The sequence below is a fragment of the Halalkalibaculum roseum genome, assembly GCF_011059145.1.
In the GTDB taxonomy this organism is placed as follows: Bacteria; Bacteroidota; Rhodothermia; order Balneolales; family Balneolaceae; genus Halalkalibaculum; species Halalkalibaculum roseum.
In genome coordinates this window covers 759,408-779,969 of record NZ_JAALLT010000002.1, presented here as the reverse complement: position 1 = coordinate 779,969, position 20,562 = coordinate 759,408, and the positions used below count along the sequence as shown (strand labels likewise).

Annotated in this window: 17 protein-coding genes; 7 read left to right on the top strand and 10 right to left on the bottom strand. The window is 43.8% G+C overall.

Annotation, left to right across the window (positions count from 1 at the left end; genetic code table 11):
* Positions 1 to 10 precede the first annotated feature (10 nt).
* From ftsE to G3570_RS16540, 4 genes are all read right to left on the bottom strand, one after another.
* Positions 11 to 694, bottom strand: coding sequence for a cell division ATP-binding protein FtsE (ftsE, locus tag G3570_RS07640; protein WP_165140889.1), 684 nt, complete (start codon positions 692 to 694; stop codon positions 11 to 13).
* The gene (locus tag G3570_RS07635; RefSeq protein ID WP_165140887.1) at positions 676 to 1,461 is read right to left on the bottom strand and encodes a class I SAM-dependent DNA methyltransferase; all 786 of its coding nucleotides are present in this window, start codon (positions 1,459 to 1,461) and stop codon (positions 676 to 678) included. Before G3570_RS07635 ends, ftsE begins: the two co-directional genes overlap by 19 nt.
* A 1-nt stretch (position 1,462) precedes the next feature.
* Positions 1,463 to 2,467, bottom strand: a complete 1,005-nt coding sequence (gene pdxA, locus G3570_RS07630) for a 4-hydroxythreonine-4-phosphate dehydrogenase PdxA (protein WP_165140885.1) — start codon at positions 2,465 to 2,467, stop codon at positions 1,463 to 1,465.
* Positions 2,468 to 2,595: 128 nt separating this feature from the next.
* Positions 2,596 to 3,996: a GWxTD domain-containing protein gene (locus G3570_RS16540; protein WP_165140883.1), complete on the bottom strand. Its 1,401-nt coding sequence runs from the start codon at positions 3,994 to 3,996 to the stop codon at positions 2,596 to 2,598.
* 157 nt (positions 3,997 to 4,153) lie between these two features.
* On the opposite strand from G3570_RS16540, the gene G3570_RS07620 reads away from it, so the two are divergent.
* The 5 genes from G3570_RS07620 (at position 4,154) to G3570_RS07600 (ending at position 11,165) form a co-directional block, all read left to right on the top strand.
* Positions 4,154 to 5,788: an acyl-CoA carboxylase subunit beta gene (locus G3570_RS07620; protein ID WP_165140881.1), complete on the top strand. Its 1,635-nt coding sequence runs from the start codon at positions 4,154 to 4,156 to the stop codon at positions 5,786 to 5,788.
* 185 nt (positions 5,789 to 5,973) lie between these two features.
* Entirely contained in the window at positions 5,974 to 7,323 is a 1,350-nt protein-coding gene (locus tag G3570_RS07615; protein WP_165140879.1) for an amidohydrolase family protein, read from the top strand.
* 38 nt (positions 7,324 to 7,361) lie between these two features.
* Positions 7,362 to 8,765 carry an amidohydrolase family protein gene (locus tag G3570_RS07610; protein WP_165140877.1) on the top strand — a complete coding sequence of 468 codons (1,404 nt, stop codon included), beginning with the start codon at positions 7,362 to 7,364 and terminating at the stop codon, positions 8,763 to 8,765.
* 26 nt (positions 8,766 to 8,791) lie between these two features.
* Complete coding sequence (locus G3570_RS07605) at positions 8,792 to 10,108, top strand: amidohydrolase family protein (protein WP_165140875.1); 1,317 nt, start codon at positions 8,792 to 8,794, stop codon at positions 10,106 to 10,108.
* Between the two features lie 247 nt (positions 10,109 to 10,355).
* Positions 10,356 to 11,165 (top strand): carbon-nitrogen hydrolase family protein, encoded by an 810-nt coding sequence (locus G3570_RS07600; protein ID WP_165140873.1) that lies wholly within the window; start codon positions 10,356 to 10,358, stop codon positions 11,163 to 11,165.
* Between the two features lie 65 nt (positions 11,166 to 11,230).
* On the opposite strand, the gene G3570_RS07595 is transcribed toward G3570_RS07600, so the two are convergent.
* From G3570_RS07595 to G3570_RS07580, 4 genes are all read right to left on the bottom strand, one after another.
* Positions 11,231 to 12,391, bottom strand: a complete 1,161-nt coding sequence (locus G3570_RS07595; protein ID WP_165140871.1) for a DUF445 domain-containing protein — start codon at positions 12,389 to 12,391, stop codon at positions 11,231 to 11,233.
* A gap of 138 nt (positions 12,392 to 12,529) precedes the next feature.
* Positions 12,530 to 12,967 carry an rRNA maturation RNase YbeY gene (gene ybeY / locus G3570_RS07590; RefSeq protein WP_165140869.1) on the bottom strand — a complete coding sequence of 146 codons (438 nt, stop codon included), beginning with the start codon at positions 12,965 to 12,967 and terminating at the stop codon, positions 12,530 to 12,532.
* Between the two features lie 8 nt (positions 12,968 to 12,975).
* On the bottom strand, positions 12,976 to 13,437 hold the full coding sequence (locus tag G3570_RS07585; protein ID WP_165140867.1) for a hypothetical protein: 462 nt from the start codon (positions 13,435 to 13,437) through the stop codon (positions 12,976 to 12,978).
* Between the two features lie 101 nt (positions 13,438 to 13,538).
* Positions 13,539 to 16,523: a glycosyltransferase family 117 protein gene (locus G3570_RS07580; protein ID WP_165140865.1), complete on the bottom strand. Its 2,985-nt coding sequence runs from the start codon at positions 16,521 to 16,523 to the stop codon at positions 13,539 to 13,541.
* Positions 16,524 to 16,797: 274 nt separating this feature from the next.
* On the opposite strand from G3570_RS07580, the gene G3570_RS07575 reads away from it, so the two are divergent.
* Together G3570_RS07575 and G3570_RS07570 are read left to right on the top strand one after the other, a co-directional pair.
* Positions 16,798 to 18,294: a sodium-dependent transporter gene (locus tag G3570_RS07575; RefSeq protein WP_165140863.1), complete on the top strand. Its 1,497-nt coding sequence runs from the start codon at positions 16,798 to 16,800 to the stop codon at positions 18,292 to 18,294.
* A 56-nt stretch (positions 18,295 to 18,350) separates the two neighbouring features.
* Positions 18,351 to 19,184, top strand: a complete 834-nt coding sequence (locus tag G3570_RS07570) for a creatininase family protein (RefSeq protein WP_165140861.1) — start codon at positions 18,351 to 18,353, stop codon at positions 19,182 to 19,184.
* A gap of 53 nt (positions 19,185 to 19,237) precedes the next feature.
* On the opposite strand, the gene G3570_RS07565 is transcribed toward G3570_RS07570, so the two are convergent.
* Both G3570_RS07565 and msrB read right to left on the bottom strand, forming a co-directional pair.
* Entirely contained in the window at positions 19,238 to 19,759 is a 522-nt protein-coding gene (locus tag G3570_RS07565) for a PH domain-containing protein (protein WP_165140859.1), read from the bottom strand.
* A gap of 136 nt (positions 19,760 to 19,895) precedes the next feature.
* Complete coding sequence (msrB, locus tag G3570_RS07560; protein ID WP_249066786.1) at positions 19,896 to 20,483, bottom strand: peptide-methionine (R)-S-oxide reductase MsrB; 588 nt, start codon at positions 20,481 to 20,483, stop codon at positions 19,896 to 19,898.
* Between the last annotated feature and the right edge of the window lie 79 nt (positions 20,484 to 20,562).

Here is a 20,562-nt window from a genome sequence, read left to right as displayed (position 1 = left end):
TTCTATTTACCTAAAGGTTTTGTGCCTTAACTTCCTTAATGGTGCCATTATCCAGCTTAAGTGTTTTGTAGGGATACTGTTTTACTGTATCGTAATCATGAGTCACCATCAGGACAGCCATACCGCGGTTGTTTATCTGCTTCAGCAGATCCATTATTTCGGCTGAAGCACCGGGGTCAAGGTTTCCGGTTGGTTCATCGGCCAGCATGATACGGGGTTCATTGGCAAGGGCACGCGCAATAACTACTCGTTGCTGTTCACCGCCTGAAAGATCATCAGGCATGCTTTTTCTTTTATGACTTAACCCAACCATTCCCAAAACCTCTAAAGCTCGCTGCTTGATATAGCTTTTCTTTTCACCCGTAACCTGTAGAGCAAAGGCCACATTTTCGTAGACGGTCCTGTCGGGTAGCAACTGAAAGTCCTGGAATACGATGCCAAGCCTGCGTCGTAAAAGGGGAACTTTTTTATCAGGAAGATTACTGACATCCATACCGGCAACCTGAACAGAGCCGGAATCAGGTAGCAGGTCTCGGTAAATAAGTCGCAGAAAAGAACTTTTGCCGGCTCCGGTTTGGCCAATCAGGTAGACAAACTCACCGTTTCCAAGACTGAAATCTATACGGTCAAGTACAACCCGGTGATTGTAACTGACTGTAACATTGTTGAAAGCTATTACTGAATTGTCGGACATCGTAAAACCATAGTTATTCGTAAACTGTCATCATCGGCTTCGATAAGGTCGAAAGCATCGTATTTGGCAACAATCTCAAAGTCGGTTGCTTCAATAATATCCAGCATCTGCTGTAGCGTGTAGATGCGTTGTTTGTGTTGCTCAAAATGCCTTTCCGTTACCGTTTCATTGTCATCTGCCAGTTTTTCAATTTTGAAGTCATTATAATGAATTTGAAGCTCCTCATCATACCTGCTTTTTCGAAAAAAATGATAATTGTTCTCCGTGGTTCCCTCTTCATTGTCCAGGTACTCAATGGCCTGTATGGAGTTGCCCGGCGTGGTAAAGTCAAAGATGAAAAGGCTATTTCTATCAATAACCTTTTTAACTTCGTTCAATAGTTTCTTGATAGAACGTGATTTGTGCAGGTAATTGATACTGTCAAAAATGGAAACAACGGCGTCGAATTTACGGTCTAGAGAAATATCCAGAAAATCCATTTCCAGAAATCTGACAGAGGATGCCTGCTTCTGATTCTTATTACGGGCTTTTGAGATCATCGCCGGTGACTTATCGGTTCCCACAATTTCGTAGCACATAAGTTCTTCCAGGGAAAGTGAAAGAGAACCGGTTCCACAAGCCAGTTCCAGAATGCTTTGTGGATCGGGATGGTGCACCTGTATGATCTCATCAATGAAATCAGCCCACACATCGTAATCTACATTTTGCATGATGTGGTCATAGATTTCCGCAAGGGTGCTGTATTCCGGTTGATTGACTGCTTCCATATTAATTCCGTCTATTTCTCTGCTTGCGATTCTTGGCAAGTGTAAGCGCCAGATCCAAGGCAGCATTAAAAGAGGATGGATCTGCAATATTTTTCCCGGCAATATCAAATGCAGTACCGTGATCAGGAGAAGTTCTTATAATAGGCAAGCCCGCTGTGAAGTTAACGCCCGCTCCAAACGAAAGTGTCTTGAAAGGAATCAATCCCTGATCATGATACATGGCCAAAATCCCATCACAATCTTTATACTTTTTGTTGCCAAAAAAGCCGTCTGCCGGGTGAGGGCCGGACGTGCTGATACCTTCCGAATGTGCTTTTTTTATAGCAGGTTCAATTATTTCAATCTCTTCTCTGCCGATAATTCCGCCGTCTCCGGCATGTGGATTTAAAGCTAAGACTGCAATATCTGGTTCATTTATGTTAAAATCATTTACCAGGCTTCGATGCATTATTTTGATGTTGGTGTATACCGAAGATTGTGAAATCAACCCGGTAACTTTCGAGAGAGGGACATGTATACTTACCAGGCCAACTCGCAAATTTTCATTTACCAGCATCATCATATAATCGGAAGTGCCGGTATTATCTGCCAGAAATTCGGTATGCCCGGGAATATCATATCCGGCTTTATTAATAGCTTCTTTAGATATAGGAGCTGTAACGAGGGCATCTGTATGTTCCGAAAGGCATAGGTCGATGCCGGACTTTATAGCCATCATGGCAAGTTTACCTCCTTGCTCGGTAAGCTCTCCGGGATGCAAATGCACATTTTCGCCTTCATAGCAGTCCAGTACATTGATAAAACCGCTTTCAATTTCCTTCTCACTGCTAATGAAGCGAAAATTAAGTTTTGGCTCAATAAAATTAGAGTAATACTCAATGACCTGCCGGTTACCGAGCAAAACCGGAACCGTATGATTCAAATCTCTTCCAACCAGTGATTTTAGAGCTACTTCAGGTCCAATGCCATTAATATCTCCGATACTGATTGCGACTCTTATGGGCATCCGTGAAAAAACTTATAATGAATGATTCAACAATTCATAAAGGTAAAGCTATAGAGTATCAATTCCATATCGCCTGAAATCGATTATCCTGAATTCTGACTCCTGTACTCAGTATTCAGTATTCTGCCTTATCTACTTACCAGGCGAAAGTCGCCGAACCCACTCGTAGCCCTGAATACAAACTGACGATTTTCATAAGTCCAAATTTCTACTGCAGGCTCTCCTGTAGGAAACTTTCGTTCGATGTTTTTGGGCGGACCGTATTTGATATAAATTTCACCCTGGTCGCTCTCATAGCCGATATTATTTATGGTAGTAAAATGTTCGTAGGCATAATCGATTCTCCGGTAGTATTCTGCCATAAGTTCATTGTACTCGGTATTCGGGGTGGGATCCTTGCTTTCCCAGAATTCCCGGAATTTTTGCTCCCTCACTGCCTGGGAACCGGACTTAATCCGTTTTATTTCATCTTTACTCACGATAAACCGTAACATGTCAATGGCCACTTCCAGATTTAGAAGGCTGGTTGGCATCTCTATCCAAAGGGATCTGAACACCCTCTGAGCGACAGGTCGAGCTTGTCCCTCTCTCTTAACTGTGATGCTGTAGATAGAATTAGGAAAGGTGCTGTTAGGTACCTTCACTAAAGCATAGTTATGTGCATTCATTTGCTTATTCAGTGAAAGAGATATCTCATTTCCCTCTTCCTGGATTACAGGTTTAACACTATTCCGCAATTCTTCCTTAGAAATGTTTTTGGTGTAAACGTCCTGCAATCGTGTGGTATCTTCCCGGTTAATTTCAAGCTTATTAATGGTCAAGCTAAAATTTGAATCATTTTCAGAGTCCGGAAGGTGAATCAATGCATAAAAATCCTTACCGTAATACACATTTTGGGCAAAGTTCATCAATGTTAATTGTTCTTTACCATTTTCGGTTGAAACCGATTCAATAAGCAGTACATCACCCTTTTTTTGATTGTTGTACGGGTTGATCTCTATTTGACGTACCCTGGAAGTACGTTCACGGGTATCCTCTCCGGGGGTCAGCTGAAGCATGTAATTATATAGACCGGGATTAAGCTCTACCTTCATAAATCCGCTAATGAAGGATTTATTCGACTGGGTCTGTTCATAGGATTCTGCAAAAGCGGTATCACGCCATGCAGTACGAGATACTGATTCCAATCCTTCAACTTTTATGCGATCATCCGGTTTCTTTTTTTCGAGGGCTTTAAAGACCTCCATACTCAGTGCGAGTGGACTGTAGAATTGACGATTAGTACTACTTTGGTCAGATTTTTTAAAAGGCAGAAAATTGTAATCAATCCTAAAAGTCGTAACAAATTGGACGTTTCCCTCATCCTCGCTGGGTAGGGTGAAGAAATCAAAATAGAGATTCTGCTGCTGATTTCTTGCAGCAAGTTCCTGATAGGATACCCGTCCCTGTGCAAAAGAGAGGGTGGATCCCAAGGAAGTAAACAAAAGAACAAGTGTAAGTGTGGCTGATATTTTTTTTAGAATATTCACAGTGTCAGTCTCAATTTTTGATATTCGCAGTAAGGTATAATAGCCCAAATTGCATTGGGATTCGAATTTAAAGGATAAACACTTTTACGATTCCCAAAATTCTTTATTTTGCAACGCTTTAACATAGAAATCTATTACCATTTAATTTTACGGTTTTATGAACTCCCAAGGCAATGGAAATTTTGAAGTCACTCCTCTAAAAGAAATCATAAAAGAAATAAATGAAACAGAAGCTGAAATAAAAAAGGGCGGAGGAGAGAAGAGAATTGAGAAGCATCATAAAAAGGGGAAGTTGACGGCACGTGAGCGAATAGATAAGCTGATAGATGAAGAGAGCCGTTTTTATGAGCTCGGACTCTGGGCCGGCTATGAGATGTATGAAGAAGAGGGTGGGTGCCCATCAGGCGGCGTGGTAATAGGAATAGGTAAGGTTACGGGAAGAAGCTGTGTGATTGTAGCAAACGATGCAACCGTGAAAGCCGGAGCCTGGTTTCCCATTACGGCAAAAAAGAATTTGAGAGCGCAGGAGATTGCCATTGAGAATCACCTCCCTATTTTATACTTGGTTGATTCCGCAGGTGTTTATCTACCAATGCAGGATGAGATTTTTCCTGATAAAGAACACTTCGGACGTATCTTTCGGAATAACGCCGTCATCAGTGCTAAGGGCATACCACAGATTGCTGCGATTATGGGTAGTTGCGTAGCTGGTGGAGCCTATCTCCCGATAATGAGTGATGAAGCTTTGATTGTGGATGGAACAGGCAGCGTATTCCTCGCAGGAAGTTATCTTGTTAAAGCAGCCATTGGTGAGGATGTGGACAACGAGACCTTGGGAGGAGCCACTACCCATACCGAAATCAGTGGTGTTACGGATTATAAAATGGAAGATGACGAAACCTGCCTGGAAACTATTCGCGATTTGGTAGGAAAACTCGGACCCTTTGATACAGCGGGTTTCAACCGCATTGAAGCCAAAGACCCTGGTAGGGATCCGGTAGAATTACTCGATATTCTCCCGGACGATCGTACCAAAGCCTATGACATGCATGATATTCTGGAGTGTATCATTGATGAAGACAGTTTTACCGAGTTCAAGGATGGCTATGGTCAGACACTCATTACCGGTTATGCACGTATCGACGGTTGGAGTGTAGGTATCGTTGCCAACCAGCGAAAGATTACGAAGACCAAAAAAGGGGAGATGCAGATTGGTGGTGTGATCTATTCCGACAGCGCCGATAAAGCAGCCCGTTTTGTAATGAATTGCAATCAGAAAAAAATACCCATCATCTTTTTCCAGGATGTAACCGGATTTATGATTGGTAAACGAAGTGAACACGGTGGCATTATTAAGGATGGTGCCAAGATGGTAAATGCAGTGGCTAACAGTACGGTGCCCAAAATAACCATCGTGGTCGGTAACAGTTATGGAGCTGGTAACTATGCTATGTGTGGCAGAGCCTATGATCCCCGTTTTATGTATGCCTGGCCTTCTGCTCAAATTGCCGTTATGGGTGGAACCCAGGCTGCAAAAGTGCTTACACAGATCAGGGTTTCATCGCTGGAAAAGAAAGGCAAGGAAATTACGGAAGAAGAAAAACAGGAAATACTGAAAGAGATCAGGGATCGGTATGATCACCAGACGGATGTTCGTTATGCCGCAGCTCGCATGTGGGTGGATGCTATCATCAATCCGATTGAAACAAGAGAGCGAATATCACTTGCCATCGAAAATGCCGATCATAATCCCGACATTGAAGAGTTCAAAACCGGGGTTATCCAGGTTTAATAGAACAAAAATAAAACGGTTTCAGCTGATATACACAGATTAAAAAATAATCCCACATTTTATGTAAATCTGTGGCCTCCATATTCCTTTACTGTTTACATATTTTAGCTTTTACGTTCTTTAGAATGAATAACAAATTGCTCTTATTAAGTCTTCTAAACGTTAACCTATCAATTAATTAATCTATGAAGTTAGTTCGCAATCTTTCATCATGCATGCTGCTACTTCTGTTTGTTGTATCGACGTTGCCTGCTTCGGCCCAGACATCTCCGGCTCAGGCTTTTGATAATGTTATTATTCATACAGCAGACGGAGAGACGATCAACGACGGTACCGTAGTCTGGCGAAACGGTATTATTGAATCGGCAGGCAGTAATGTTACCATTCCATTTGACGCCTACGTTATTGACGGAGGAGACAGTCTTCATGTTTACCCCGGTTTTATTGACGGCTTGGCCCTCTGGGGAAGTCCTGATCTACCTGATCGCTATGAACGTCCCGATCGCCCCGGAGATCCCGGTTATGAGCGTGCTGGTATTCAGCCACAGCGTAAGCCGTCAGAATTATTAAAGAGTGATGACAAAAATTTTGAAGAGGCACAAAAGCATGGCTTCACCACTGCCGGTCTCGGTTTAAAAGGACAAATGTTACCCGGACAGGTTGATATTTTCTTTATCAATGGTGAAAAAACAGGTGATCATTTGATGAAATCATCCGCGGGCATATCAGCAAGCTTTGAGGATGCTCCAGGAGGTTTCGGTAGTGGAGCGTATCCATCTACCACTATGGGCGTATTAGCTCAGTATCGTCAGCTCTGGTACGATGCTGAAGCCCTGATGAATCAGCAGCAATATTTTGCATCTGCAGGGTCTAACTACCCGGCACCTGCAAAAGATGCTGTGCTAGAAGCTTTGTATCCGGTACTTGACATGAGCCAACCCCTTTATTTTACTGTTGATTCAAAAGAAAACATTGAGCTGTTATTGCGTCTTAAAGACGAAATAGGCTTCGATGCCGTCATTGTTTCCGGGAAGGAAGCTTACAAGATGGCTGACGAGATAAGTGATCGAGATATTCCGGTTCTCGCCAGTATTGATCTTCCCGATGAGCCTGAATGGAAAAAGAAGGAAAGAGAAGCTGAGGAAGATACTACGCAGGCTGGTGAAGAACTCGAAGAACTCACAGAAGAAATGCGGATTTTTAGAGATCGCCAACTTAGAAGCTATGAAGCCAGCATCATGAATATTAAAAGCCTTATGGATGCCGGTGTGACGGTTGGCTATGCATCCAACGGTATGAAACTCGGTGATCTTTCAGGGCATGTAAAAACACTTCTGGAAGAAGGAGGACTTGATCAGAACCAGCTTCTACGCATCATGTCTCAAAACACTGCTGAAATACTTGGCATCGGTAATCGTGTCGGAGAACTTGAGAACGGTAGAATTGCCAGCTTTAGCGTATTTACTAAGCCTTACACTGAAGAGAAGACGAAAGTTCTTTACTCAGTATCATCAGGCATGTTAACCGAATTTTAATGGATTGCTTTTCTAAGAAAAAACAAAGAAGAACAGATATGAAGAAATTACTTTTAATGCTATTAACCCTGGGTCTGGCTTCAGCTACCTATGCCCAGGAAAAAGGTTCCGTTTTGGTTAAGAACGGTACCGTTATTACGATAGCGAATGGCGATATGGAAAATACGGACGTGCTGATTCGCGACGGTGTGATAACGGAAATAGGACAAGATCTTAGGGCGCCACGGGGTGTTCAGACGATCGATGCCACCGGCAAGTTTGTAATGCCGGGTATCATCGATGCTCATTCTCATATCGCCGGGGTTGACATCAATGAAGCCACGAATCCGGTAACCGCTGAGGTTACGATGGAGGAGTCGGTAGATCCCAATGATATCAACATCTACTGGGCACTGGCAGGGGGAGTAACTTCCATTCACCTGATGCACGGTTCCGCTAATGTTATCGGGGGACAGAATGAAACCCTGAAATTACGGTACGGAGCTGGTATGGATGCCATGCGTTTCGAAGGTGCGCCCAGAACCATCAAGTTTGCCTTGGGTGAGAACCCGACGCGCGTACACGGTCAGGGCTATGATGTACAGCCTAGAACCCGGATGGGTGTTGAGCAGGTGGTACGTGATCATTTTGATGCAGCCATCGATTATAAACGTAATCGGGAGGCCTACCTGGAAGCAAAGGCAGCCTATGACAAAAACCAGCGGGGCACTCCTCCAGTACCGGTTGCAAAAAATCTCAGATTGGAGGTACTCTCGGATATCATTGACGGTGAAGTTTGGGTGCACTGTCACTCTTACAGAGCCGATGAGATCTTGATGCTGATGAGGGTGTTTAATGATTACGGAGTTGAAAACTTTACCTTTCAGCATGCTAATGAGGCCTTCAAGATTGCACCCGAGTTGCGAAAAAATGGAGCACGAACCTCTATTTTTGCTGACTGGTGGGCTTATAAATTTGAAGTTTACTATTCCACCGCATATAACGCATCGATCCTGAACGCAAATGGCGTAAATAACAGCATCAATTCAGATAGCGGCGAACTGATTCGACACCTTAATCACGAAGCTGCTAAAGCCGTGCATTACGGAGGCACATCAGAACAGGATGCCTTGAAAATGATCACCTTGAATCCTGCTATACAGCTGGGTATTGATGACAAGGTGGGTACCATTGAGGAAGGCAAGCATGGTGATATCGCCATTTGGAGCGGACATCCATTGAGCATTTACAGTATCTGTGAAAAAACCTTTGTGGATGGAAAGAAATATTTTGACCGCGAAGAAGATGCCGACGATATGCGGCTTGAAGTTAATCCCGAAGAGAATTTTGAAGAGACGTACACTCGATGGTATGAATCCGGTAAGGATGCAGACTCCTGTCTGCGAGGCGCCGAGATTTTATTCGACTCAAACGGAATGAGTTTAAACGGGGGCACTGAATAATGACAAATTTTAGATATTTACATACAATGAAGCGTTTAACAAGCATATTCATTAGCTGCCTGCTCTGTTTCTTGATAACAGACATGGTGCAGGCACAGATTACGGAGAAACCGGGTTTTGGGAAATTTGCCATAACCAATGCAACCGTCCATACGGTTACAAACGGAACTATTGAGAATGGAGTAGTACTTGTCAATGGTGAAAAAATTGAATTCGTAGGTGAGAATGCAAAAATCACCGCCGATTACCAACAGATCAATGCTGAAGGGAAGCATGTTTACCCCGGCTTCATGGATTCAGGTACTATCCTGGGTCTTCAGGAAGTGGGCGCCGTAGCGGTAACTAATGACCAGGCTGAACTGGGTGATTATAATCCTCATGTGAGGGCATTTACAGCAATTAATCCAAGCAGTGTCAGCATACCGGTTACCCGAGTGAATGGTGTGACTCATGTGATCTCAGTGCCTGTTTCAGGCAGAATAGCCGGAAAAGGAACATTAATAGATCTTTACGGGTATTCCCCGGATTCGATGGCCGTTCTTCCCAATGCCGCCTTGCATCTTACATTACCTAGCTCGCAGCAGCGAGGCTGGTGGGATGATCGCAGTGACGAAGAAATAAAAGAGGCCTATGAGAAAGGCATGAAAGAACTCAATGAGTTTTGGAAGAAAGCGGAGTTCTATAACCGAATGATGACGGCCTACGAAGAAAATCCAAGTGGCAAAAAGCAGCCTGATAAAGATGAAAAAATGGATGCCATGCGTGAAGTCGTCACCGGAGAGATTCCTATTATTATAACTGTCGACAAGAAGCAGGAAATTCTGGATGCTATTGAATGGACGAAAGATAGAGGTGATGCACGATTCATACTGGCCGGTGTTGAAGAAGGGTGGAGAGTTGCAGAAGAGATCGCTGAATCAGGACTTCCCTGTCTGGTCTCTACGCTTTACACACCTGAAAGAGATTACGACAACTATCAGCGACCTTATCAGAATCCCGGTAAGTTGCACGAAGCCGGTGTAAAAGTTGCGATTGCTACAGGAGAGTCGGAGAATGTTCGAAATGCCCCTTATCACGCGGGCTATGCCGCTGCCTATGGTATGGGTGTAGAGGAGGCCGTAAAGGCACTCACAATAAATCCTGCGGAGATATTCGGGGTGTCTGACAAACTTGGTAGCTTGGAAGCCGGGAAGCAGGCGAACCTATTCATTTCTGACGGCGATCCATTCGAACCGATGACGACAATCGAACAGGTATTTATTCGCGGATACAAGATTCCGATGGTAAGCCGCCATACACAGCTGTACGAGGAATACCTCAACAGGGATGCGGTACAAAATTAACAGTTAGTTCTTTAGGTTTAGTACACCTTGGAGGTGTACTAAACCTAATCTTTAAGGCTTTTGTCATCCTGCTCCGTCAGTTGGTGGAATAGATCATATCAGCATAATATAGTTGAATAAATACTAACGGATGCGTTCCCTTCTCTTTTTCCCGGCTGCCAACGACTGCACTGTTTAAAGCCATCCTGTGAATGTGTATGTTTAAATTAGGTTTCCATATTCTGTTTCCAACCAAATACAGTTCAATATGAAAGAGTACACAGTCGCAGCGGTACAGATGAACAGCCAGCCCGACCTGGACCTTAATCTGGAACAAGCGTACGGTTTCATTAAAGAAGCCGCCGGTAAAGAGGCTACACTGGTAGCTCTGCCGGAGAATTTTGCTTTCCTTGGAAAATTGGACGCCAGGCTGGAGGAGTCGGAAAAAATTTCAGTACAGGCGGAAAAGTTCTTAGCAGATACAGCCCGTGAATTCGGTATATACCTTCTGGGTGGTAGTTACCCCGTTCTCTCGGCTTCCGGTAAAGTATTCAACAGGAGCACGCTTATTTCACCAGATGGATCAACATTGGCGAGCTATGATAAAATTCACCTCTTTGATGTGGACCTGGAGGGAGGGGAGAGTTACAGGGAATCGGACTATGTGCAGCCCGGTGAAAATGAGCCCGTTACTTATAAATCTGAAGACCTTGGAATCATCGGACTTTCTGTTTGCTATGACCTACGATTTCCCGAACTCTACAGGGTGCTTTCAAAAAATGGGGCTGAGTTACTGGCGGTACCCTCCGCATTTACAAGAACAACCGGCAAAGATCACTGGCACCCCCTCCTCAGATCTAGAGCCATAGAAAATACCTGTTATGTTGTTGCCCCTGCCCAGACGGGTCTCCACGGGAAGAGCCGGAAAACCTACGGTCATTCCCTGGTTATAGATCCCTGGGGATCGGTTTTGGCAGATGCCGGAGAAGATACAGGGATAATTTATGGTAGATGTGATCCAAAACATCTCGAAGAAGTACGCCGGTCTATTCCTTCCTTGAAACACCGACAATTGTAGATTTCATCGCAAATAATTTATCAAAACTACATTTCATTCGTCACTACGGGACGTCCGAGAAGCCATCAATGTTGAACACGAAGCAATAAAGTGTCAACAACAAGAACCATCATCGTCATAATACCTAGGAATACTGAACTTAGAATAGGCTCCCAGATGACGAGTCCGCCTATCATACCCAACACCGCACCCAGGTACTGTATATAGTGCAGCTGCTCATTGGTGGCATTCTTGATGATATTGGAGATATGCTGCTCGTCGTAGCCTCTCAGGTTATCTTCAACGAGGGCGTGGACATCAAGTTGATTAATGAGCTTGTGCAGCAGGTTGGTGACAATATTTTCAATAGCCTCACTGTGCTTATCCAGCTTGGCCGGCAGCTGATCCAGAAGGCTGTCCATTTTATTCAGTCCGCTTTCTACAGATGTAGGAACCCTTGCCAGCGCCTCTTCAATGATATGCTGCATTTCCTGTCCCTTAATATAGGAATAGGCTTTCAGCGCCACCTTTTCAAAGGATTTCTCTTCGATGGATTCTTCAATTTCCAGGATAATTTTTTCCGCAAGGGCACCCCGAATCTCAGGGTCTGCTATCATTTCATCCACATACTGAACTACCCAACGTTTTAAATCGTACCGAAACTCAGGATCATCGATAATTCCCTTAATGTATCTGGTTCCTTGTTCCCGGTACTGCCCAATGATACCTGACTCATTGATTTTCTGCTTGATGATTTCAGGATTTATAAGATCCTCAGAAACTGCCTGCGCCATGCGAAAGGCTATGCGATCTTTTTGCGCCGGTATTAATCCATGTCCCAGGAGCGGTCTTTTTTGCGCCGGCTTAAATAACATGGTTATAGCCAGCCAGTTGGTCAGAAAGCCAATCAGTCCGCTAACACTTAGAATTTTAAGCAACCCTTCGAAGGATAGTGTATAACCATAAGCCTCCCAGTACATTCCGTTAAAATCCCAGAAAAAAGATGTAATGAAGAGCAGTGCTAGAAAATAGGGGATGATGGAGAGTACGCTAAGAAAGCCCCTGCTCTTAAATGTAAAAGTCTCCGGGGAAGCCGGTTTTACCTTGGTTTCTTCAGAAAAACGATTAGAGTTGCTGTGTTTGCTGATGATCTGCCATAAGGCCTTGGCATGATCCCTGGTTTTCTCTTTTGCAACCTCCAGGGCAGAATTGGTCTGTTCTTCTTTTTGCAAGGATTCCTCGTTCATATGCCTAATGTAGAATAATCTATTCGAAAATACAGTTCTCTTACGAAAGAATTGCAATTAGGTTGGATTGATTACTAGCGCAATCTAAATAACTCAAAAGAATTGCGACAGAACCTTTCTAGGAGGGGTAAGGCAAAGTCAGACCTTTTCCAGGTAAAAATTCTCTTTAACGCTCATTTTTTCTTTTGATTCGGCTGACTGATCATCATAACCGCAAAGATGCAGTAATCCGTGAATCAGAATGCGCTTGAACTCTGTTTCGGGATCTTCATTAAATTCAGATGACTGCTCATAAATCCTTTGTGCGCAACAATATAGTGTACCTTCGATATTATCATTAAATGTATCTTCATCATAGCGAAAGGTGATGATATCGGTTACATAATCCCTTTCGAGATACTCTTTATTGATTCCTATGATAGTTGATTCATCTACAAACACGACTTCGAGTAGGGCAAAATAACAGTTCTCGTGTTTGGCTACTTCTCCAGCACAATGGCGAACCGTTGAAAGATCTAAAGGTATTGATTCGTTTGATTCGTTAAAGAGCTGAATATCAGGTTCATTTTTTCCCATCACAAGGACTAGGCATCCTCATCAAAGGAGAAGTCATCTAAATCAACCGATTCTGTAAGCGAAAGTGCAATGGCACACATCATGAGATCTTCCGGTAACTGGGTAAAGTCACTGTTTAGAATAGTTTCGCTGACATTAGAATAGAGGCTGCAGCCTGCTCCCGTCTCAACTATTAAACCGGAAGTCCTTTCCCCTGATCGTCCAAAAAAGGTAACCTGCTTTAGCATGTCGCTGGCGATGAATGCAGTACAGTTATGTAATTGCAGAAAGGTATTTTGGGCGTACACAGAGACCATATTCATGGCTTCACCGTTAGCGTCAAGACCTAGGTGTATTTCCAGTGCCAGTTTTCGATTGTCTTCCTCATTGATTACCTCAAGTCGAAAAACATCATCGCCCAGTGGTTTTGCCTTCGTATTCAGTACTTCGGCAATTGCATCGATATTTTCTTTAGTAAACTGATGTACCATGCTTACAAATATTTGCAGCCGTTATTTGTTATTGTACCGTCAAATATACCACACCTAACTAAGAATTAGAAATAGGGAATGCCGCTATCGGTACTGATAACTTAATTAAGTCCAAATTGTTCAAACTGCTTTCTGTTTTCCTCTTCAGAAGCAGGTAAGCCAATACGCGATCCGGTTATTTGATCTACTTGCTCAACCAGGTTGGCAGCTTTCTCATCCTCATCAAACATGTAGTATATACGCTGTAAAATGGTCAGGTGGCTGATTGCAAAGTTGATGTCACGAGCCACATTATCACGCTGTGAAATCACCTGCTGAACGCGATTCCTGAGACTTTGCTGTCTACCCATATCTGCATTCATTCGGGCCTGTTTGATTTCCTCATTAAGCTCAACAATTCTGCCCTGAATAACATCATACTCATCTATCTGTTCCCGAAGCTCTTCAAGTAACTTGTCCCTGCCGGTATCCGAGAGTCGCAAGGCATTGGTGCTGTCATCGGCCCGGGCATAGCTGTAAGCATAGAGTATCATGGAGTTCATGAAAGAGTTTCCATCCACAAAATTGAATGGGATTTTTTCTTCTCCCCATCGCAGCCATTTCTGAGCACTGTCGGGTTTGCCGATAGCCATATATTTATCCGATAATTCTGTGATACTGTAACGGTAGTTACCAAGCATTCTGCGGATGTTTTCATCGAAATAGACGTCCGGGTTATTCCACTCCCGGAAACGGAAATTGCGAAGACGTTCGGCATGAATCTCTGGTTCAATCCAGCCGAATGAACCTGCTTCATGTCTTTGGGGTACTACTCGGAATGCCTTACCCTCAAATCGGAAATAAGGCTGAAGATTCAGTTGACTGGTCGTGGAAACAGTGTTGGCAAAGTAAACCGGACGCAACCAATTATTGGTTTTTAAAATATCCAGAATAACTTCGTCTTGTACCTGTGTGTAATATCGCTGGTTTCCTTGACCGTCTGCACCTGCTGATCTTCCTTCATAGTACCAGCTCACCTCATTATCCAATGAGTCAACCGGCATACCGAAGTCAACACCTTCACGAAAGAGTTCCAGTGAGGTATCAGGCTTAACCCCGATAGTCTCTTTATAGGTATTGTCACCGGAGAATGCACTTTTTAACAGGTCTTTATTAACGGGAATATTTATGGTTGTCGGCTGGTGCAGTGACAAGCTTGCCGTCATCTCTTCAATCTCCTCATCAGTTAAGGAGATGGGGAGGGGAGCTGATTCATGAGACCACTGATCACGCAGCTGCTTGATATACCAGTCGGTATTGAGAAGGCTAAGACAAACTATTCTGACATCTGTACGCACACCTTCTACTTCCTGCAAATACCATAAAGGGAAGGTATCGTTGTCACCATTCGTAAATATCAGGGCATTGGGTGCAACTGAATTTAGCAGGTTATAGGCATAGTCCGGAGCTACATAACGATTGCTGCGATCGTGATCGTCAAAATTTTGAAAGCCCATAAGAACCGGTATACTGACAAATAGTACTCCCAGAATGGCATAGGCAGCCGTTTTATTGGATTTCAAGTGTTCCTTCACAAGTTCAATCATACCTACTCCACCCATACCGATCCAGATCGCAAAAGCAAAGAACGATCCGACATAGGCGTAGTCACGCTCGCGAGGCTGAAGGGGGGTCTGATTGAGGAAAACGATAATGGCAAAGCCGGTCATGATGAACAGGGCCAGTACCGATAGCGCTCTTTTCCAGTCACGCTGAAAATGAAATATCAGGCCGAAGAGTCCCAATAGGAACGGCAGGTAAAAATAGCTGTTATGTGCCGGATTATTTTCATGCTCACTTTCCGTAAATCCTGCCTGCCAACCGGTATCCTGTATATCCGAATCCCTGCCTATGAAATTCCAGTTGAAATACCGGATATACATGTGGTTGACCTGGTAGTCGATAAAGAAGTCCCAGTCGCTGCTGTAATTGCTGTATTGCTGAAGGTGAGCGCCGCTTCCGGAATATCGACGCGGAAAGAACACTTCTTCCTGCTGATCGATGCCACCCATGGAATTGTCATAGGTATTGCCTGTTAACAGTGGGGTTTGTCCATACTGCTCACGTTCAAGGTAACTGATAAAAGCCTGAGTCGTTTCCGGATCATTTTCGTCAATGGGAGGATCAGCGATAGAACGAATGAAAATCAGGGAATAGGAGGAGTATCCTATCATTATCATAGCATAGCTCAGCATCACTATGTTGGCAACCCGCATGTTCTTCTTGTGGGTGTAATAGATCCCCCCGGCTATACTCAGTATAACCAAAACTATAAAAGTAACAGGACCGATCAAGCCGTAGGAAGCACGATTTATATTTTCCATGATTCCGGGAAGCATCTGCACCGTGAAAGGATAGATCACCAGGAAGGATGCAGAAGCTATGGCACCGGTCACCGCAAAAGAAAGCAGGGTAAAATCTCTTTTCTTGAAGTAGATGATAAGAGCAACAAAGAAAAGAGCAAGAAGATTAAGCAGGTGTACACCCAGAGCAAGGCCGAACATATACGCTATCAATACCAGCCAGCGCTCGTTATAGGGTTCGTCGTGATACTCAGACCATTTCAAAGCCAGCCAAACTACAATGGCGGTAAAAAACATGGACGGGGCATATACCTCTGCTTCAGAGGCATTGAACCAGAACGTATCGGTCACGGAGAAGGCGAAAGCACCTATAAGGGCTCCTCCGTACATACCTATTTTGTCAATAGAGGACATCTCATCGGCTGCTCCCCGAAACTCCTTAACCAGTCTTACGATAATAAGGTATAGAAGCATTACCGTAAGAGCGGATGCCAGGGCACTGATGAAATTGATACTCAAGGCTACATAAGAAGCCGGCATAAACATGGAGAAGAGTCTTCCAAGCAGGGAATAAAACGGAGCTCCGGGAGGGTGATTAACCTGCAGGCCGTGAGCTACTGCTATAAACTCTCCAGAATCCCAGAAGCTGGCCGTCGGAGCCATGGTTATCGAATAAAGAACTAGGGTGGCAAAAAAGGTAACTAAGGCTAAAGTACGATTGGTAGATTTATGATCCGAAAACATCCGAGGCCTTTTTAATTCTTACGTATTTCATATTTATAATTTAGCACGCAATAATAGCCATAGGTTCTATGGAATCAAAATAAGGAGATGCTAAATATTTCTTGATTAAGTAATTACAAGGGATGCTAACGAGCAGTTGTTAAAAGTTATTTTAAGGAAAGCTTTAGCTGCATAAAATGAACGGCAATCTTGCTCTTTGATATGATTCTATTATCTTCTGTTTTGCCTGAACAGGTGAGTCAAGTCTGCTAATCGTAATTCGTGAACTTTAGTGATGGATCAAAATAAATCCGGCGGCGATAATTTCTTTAACTCCCGACTGGGAATGATTTTAAGTGTTTTGGGAATAGCTGTTGGGACGGGTAATATTTGGCGATTTCCGCGCATCGCAGCCCAAAATGGAGGCGAGGAAGGAGCCGGGGCATTTCTTATAGCATGGATCAGCTGTCTGTTCCTGTTTTCCATTCCTTTGATTATTGCAGAATACGGAATCGGACGCAACGGTCGCAAAGGAGTCATCGGTTCTTTCATCAAATTGGTTGGGGAAAAGTTTGCCTGGATGGGAAGTTTTATCGGTTTTGTGGCAACTGCCATCATGTTCTACTACAGTGTGGTGGCCGGTTGGTGTTTATACTACCTGATTGAATCCTTGACATCGGCTCTTCCCGAAAACATGCAGCATGCAGAAACGATTTGGTACAGTTTCCAGGGTTCGGCATTGCCGTCGGTTTTTCATGCACTCATGATGGGCTTGGGCGGCATTATAGTTGTCAAAGGTATTTCATCTATTGAACGAATCAATAAGATTTTGATCCCATCCCTGCTGCTGGTAGTGGTTATTTCCCTTGTCAGAGCTGTCATGTTGCCGGGAAGCATGCAGGGAATTGAGTATTTATTTACACCCGACTGGTCAACGCTCACTCAACCGAGTGTCTGGCTGGAAGCCCTCACACAAAATGCCTGGGATACGGGAGCTGCATGGGGACTCATTCTTACTTATGCCGCATATATGCGTACTAAGGATGATATTACCATTAGTGCTTTTCAGACCGGTATCGGTAATAACATTGTATCTTTGTTAGCTGCAGCCACAATTTTTTCGACCGTTTTCGGAACCTTGGGCGCAACAATGACCAATGCCGAAGTCTTGGAGATAATGAAGACTTCGGGTCCGGCTTCTACCGGGCTGACATTTATGTGGATGCCGCAGCTCTTTAATGAGATGCCGGGAGGACAATTTTTTGCCATTCTCTTTTTCCTGGGGCTTACCTTCGCGGCATTCAGTTCACTGATCTCCATGATAGAGCTGGCCAGCCGGGTCTTTGTTGATATGGGAGTTTCCCGGAAAAAAGCAGCTGTCGGGGTATGCTTAGCCGGTTTTGCATTTGGGATGCCTTCAGCTATTTCAACAGATATTTTGGCCAACCAGGATTTTGTATGGGGCGTCGGACTTTTGGTTTCCGGGGCATTCATGTCATTTGCGATTATAAAATACGGCCCGGAAAAATTCAGATCTGAAATCGTAAATAATGAAGAGCGCACCTATACGCTTGGAAAATGGTGGGATATTATTATCAAATACGTCGTCCCGGTCGAGGTAATTTCACTATTGATCTGGTGGATGTATTTAAGTGCATCAGCCTATGCACCCGATACCTGGTATAATCCTCTGAGTCTCTATTCGGTAGCAACGGTGTTGGTACAGTGGGGAATAGCTATGGGACTGTTTATTTTTTATAACCGGAAGCTTGCAGACAAAACAAAAGGATAAGACGCTGGATTTTTTACAAATATAAATTCACATCTCTAATCATTTAATCAAAGGCTATGAAACAGTCATTATGGTATACCTTCATCATTTTGTTGAGCTGTACGTTCTTTGCCAATGCTCAATCCGGTGAGGAACCTACCACCCGGGATATGAACCTTATAAACTGGAAAGAGTTTCAAGCATATGTACCTTCACAAATTGAGACGGTATTGCTGCCGGTTGGCACGCTTGAACCTCACGGCGTGATTCCCAATGGATCTGATAACCTGGCGCCGCAGGCTATGGCTCGGGAGCTGGCTGCCGGTCTTGATGCTATGATTACCCCGACTTTGAATTATGGGGTTACCGGTGGGATGAAGGCTTTTCCGGGGGCTTTTGAAATTTCTGAGGAAGCTTATCGAATGTTTGTGACGGATATTATTAGTGGACTGGTGAAAAATAAATTTATCAATATTATTATTCTGAATGGACACGGCGGTCCTCAAACAGCTATTCTGCAAGATTTGGCCGGTCGGCTTTCAGAAAAGGAGAGGGTTCGTATTCTGGTTATTAACTGGTGGAGCCTGGCTTCTGATGATACATTTGCAGTATTTGATGAAAATGGAGGGCACGCCGGTAACAACGAAACTGCTTATGTGCAAGCTGTTGTACCTGAGCATATCCATCCCGAGTGGTATGACCCGAATATGGCAACAGCATATCCTTCCGGTACTTCATGGTCTGCTTATCCTTTTCCTTCATCCATCGGTTTGTACGAAGAAGGGCAGGGATATCCTACCTTTGATAGGGATCAGTCTCAAGAATATTACGAGAGGGTCAATAACAGGGTAGGAGACCTTATTCTGGAGGTAATCCAAAAATGGGATCTCGCCGGTTTGTATCGTGACTAAATAAGCCCGGGTGTTTGTTTAGAGCGGTTAACTTATCTAAGAAGGAGACAACCTTATATCTTTGCCTCAATATTCTTTAGCGAGTCACGTATCTCTTTTAACACTTCCAGGGTGTCCGGTTGGTCTGTGGTAGCCGTACCTCTATTCTCGGTAACATTATCTCTTTGATTCAACACCATGTTTCGGAAATTTGCTGCGTCGATGATTCCAATCAAGGTCAGATCACTCATACCCTGACCGGTGTTACCGGCTGTTTCTATTTTTAGAACATTGAGTCCAAAAGCTTTCAACAAAGGACCTTCTTTAAAGGTAAGGTCCTGAATCTTGTCTAATGGTATAGTGCGCTCCACATGAAAGATAAAACCCTTTTCAAAGCGCAGAGAACGAGTGGTTAACTCGCAATGGAGTCTGTCAAAATACTTTTGAATGAAGATGGGAGCAAGGATTGCCCAGATGGGAATGAGAACGATACCCACAATAGTGGCGACCAAAACTAAAATCCCATTGATCAGAAGATACCGCTTCATGTCCGGATTAAACTCAGCAGTAGCCAGTATCTTTGCTTTATTAGCCATAGTATTTGATTTCTATCCCTGTTTTAGCTTAAAAAATTTTAGCATTAAGCTACTTTATTTTGGGCATGAATCAAATACTCAAACCAGTGAACCCTGCAGTGAGTTTGCCGGATAAAGCCAAAGAATAAACAGTAGACTAATTTTCTTTTTCGGCAATTTGTCCGTCACCGTCTACATCAGCTTCTTCAAAATCAAGGGCAGCAGAGTTCATACAGTAGCGTAAACCGGTTGGTTCGGGACCATCTTCAAACACGTGACCGATATGAGAGCCGCATCGCGAGCATACTATTTCGGTTCGTGTCATCCAGAAACTGTTATCTACCTTTTCATCCACTACGCTATCGGCTACCGGTTTCCAGAAGGATGGCCAGCCCGTACCGGATCGATACTTAGTGGCTGAGCTATACAGTTTTTGGCCGCAAGCAGCACAGTAGTAGTAACCTTCTTTTTTGTTATCCCAATATTCGTTGATAAAGGGGATTTCAGTTCCTTTTTCGCGTAAAATACGATACTCTTTAGAAGTCAGTTCCTTTTTCCACTCTTCCGGACTTTTTTGTACTTCATATTCACTCATGGTGTCCTGTACAGTTTTAAAATGGATATCTTGGGTATGAAGTGTTGCCTTATCAATCGTGTGGAGATGCTGTTCATCACCGGTATTGCATGCCGTAGCAAATCCAAGGATGATCAAAGGAAGAATATACTTGATAGTATTCATCATCATAAGTTGTTTGTCTTTATCTGTTTTGCTGTACTAACAGATATACTATACGTAAAGTGCCCGGCACCGGATTGGTTTTCGT

Bases quoted from the DNA above. Each gene is read 5' to 3' on its own strand.
- ftsE (WP_165140889.1), bottom strand. From the start codon at position 694: ATGTCCGACAATTCAGTAATAGCTTTCAACAATGTTACAGTCAGTTAC.
- G3570_RS07635 (WP_165140887.1), bottom strand. From the start codon at position 1,461: ATGGAAGCAGTCAATCAACCGGAATACAGCACCCTTGCGGAAATCTAT.
- pdxA (WP_165140885.1), bottom strand. From the start codon at position 2,467: ATGCCCATAAGAGTCGCAATCAGTATCGGAGATATTAATGGCATTGGA.
- G3570_RS07620 (WP_165140881.1), top strand. From the start codon at position 4,154: ATGAACTCCCAAGGCAATGGAAATTTTGAAGTCACTCCTCTAAAAGAA.
- G3570_RS07615 (WP_165140879.1), top strand. From the start codon at position 5,974: ATGAAGTTAGTTCGCAATCTTTCATCATGCATGCTGCTACTTCTGTTT.
- G3570_RS07610 (WP_165140877.1), top strand. From the start codon at position 7,362: ATGAAGAAATTACTTTTAATGCTATTAACCCTGGGTCTGGCTTCAGCT.
- G3570_RS07605 (WP_165140875.1), top strand. From the start codon at position 8,792: ATGAAGCGTTTAACAAGCATATTCATTAGCTGCCTGCTCTGTTTCTTG.
- G3570_RS07600 (WP_165140873.1), top strand. From the start codon at position 10,356: ATGAAAGAGTACACAGTCGCAGCGGTACAGATGAACAGCCAGCCCGAC.
- G3570_RS07595 (WP_165140871.1), bottom strand. From the start codon at position 12,391: ATGAACGAGGAATCCTTGCAAAAAGAAGAACAGACCAATTCTGCCCTG.
- ybeY (WP_165140869.1), bottom strand. From the start codon at position 12,967: ATGGGAAAAAATGAACCTGATATTCAGCTCTTTAACGAATCAAACGAA.
- G3570_RS07585 (WP_165140867.1), bottom strand. From the start codon at position 13,437: ATGGTACATCAGTTTACTAAAGAAAATATCGATGCAATTGCCGAAGTA.
- G3570_RS07580 (WP_165140865.1), bottom strand. From the start codon at position 16,523: ATGTTTTCGGATCATAAATCTACCAATCGTACTTTAGCCTTAGTTACC.
- G3570_RS07575 (WP_165140863.1), top strand. From the start codon at position 16,798: ATGGATCAAAATAAATCCGGCGGCGATAATTTCTTTAACTCCCGACTG.
- G3570_RS07570 (WP_165140861.1), top strand. From the start codon at position 18,351: ATGAAACAGTCATTATGGTATACCTTCATCATTTTGTTGAGCTGTACG.
- G3570_RS07565 (WP_165140859.1), bottom strand. From the start codon at position 19,759: ATGGCTAATAAAGCAAAGATACTGGCTACTGCTGAGTTTAATCCGGAC.
- msrB (WP_249066786.1), bottom strand. From the start codon at position 20,483: ATGATGATGAATACTATCAAGTATATTCTTCCTTTGATCATCCTTGGA.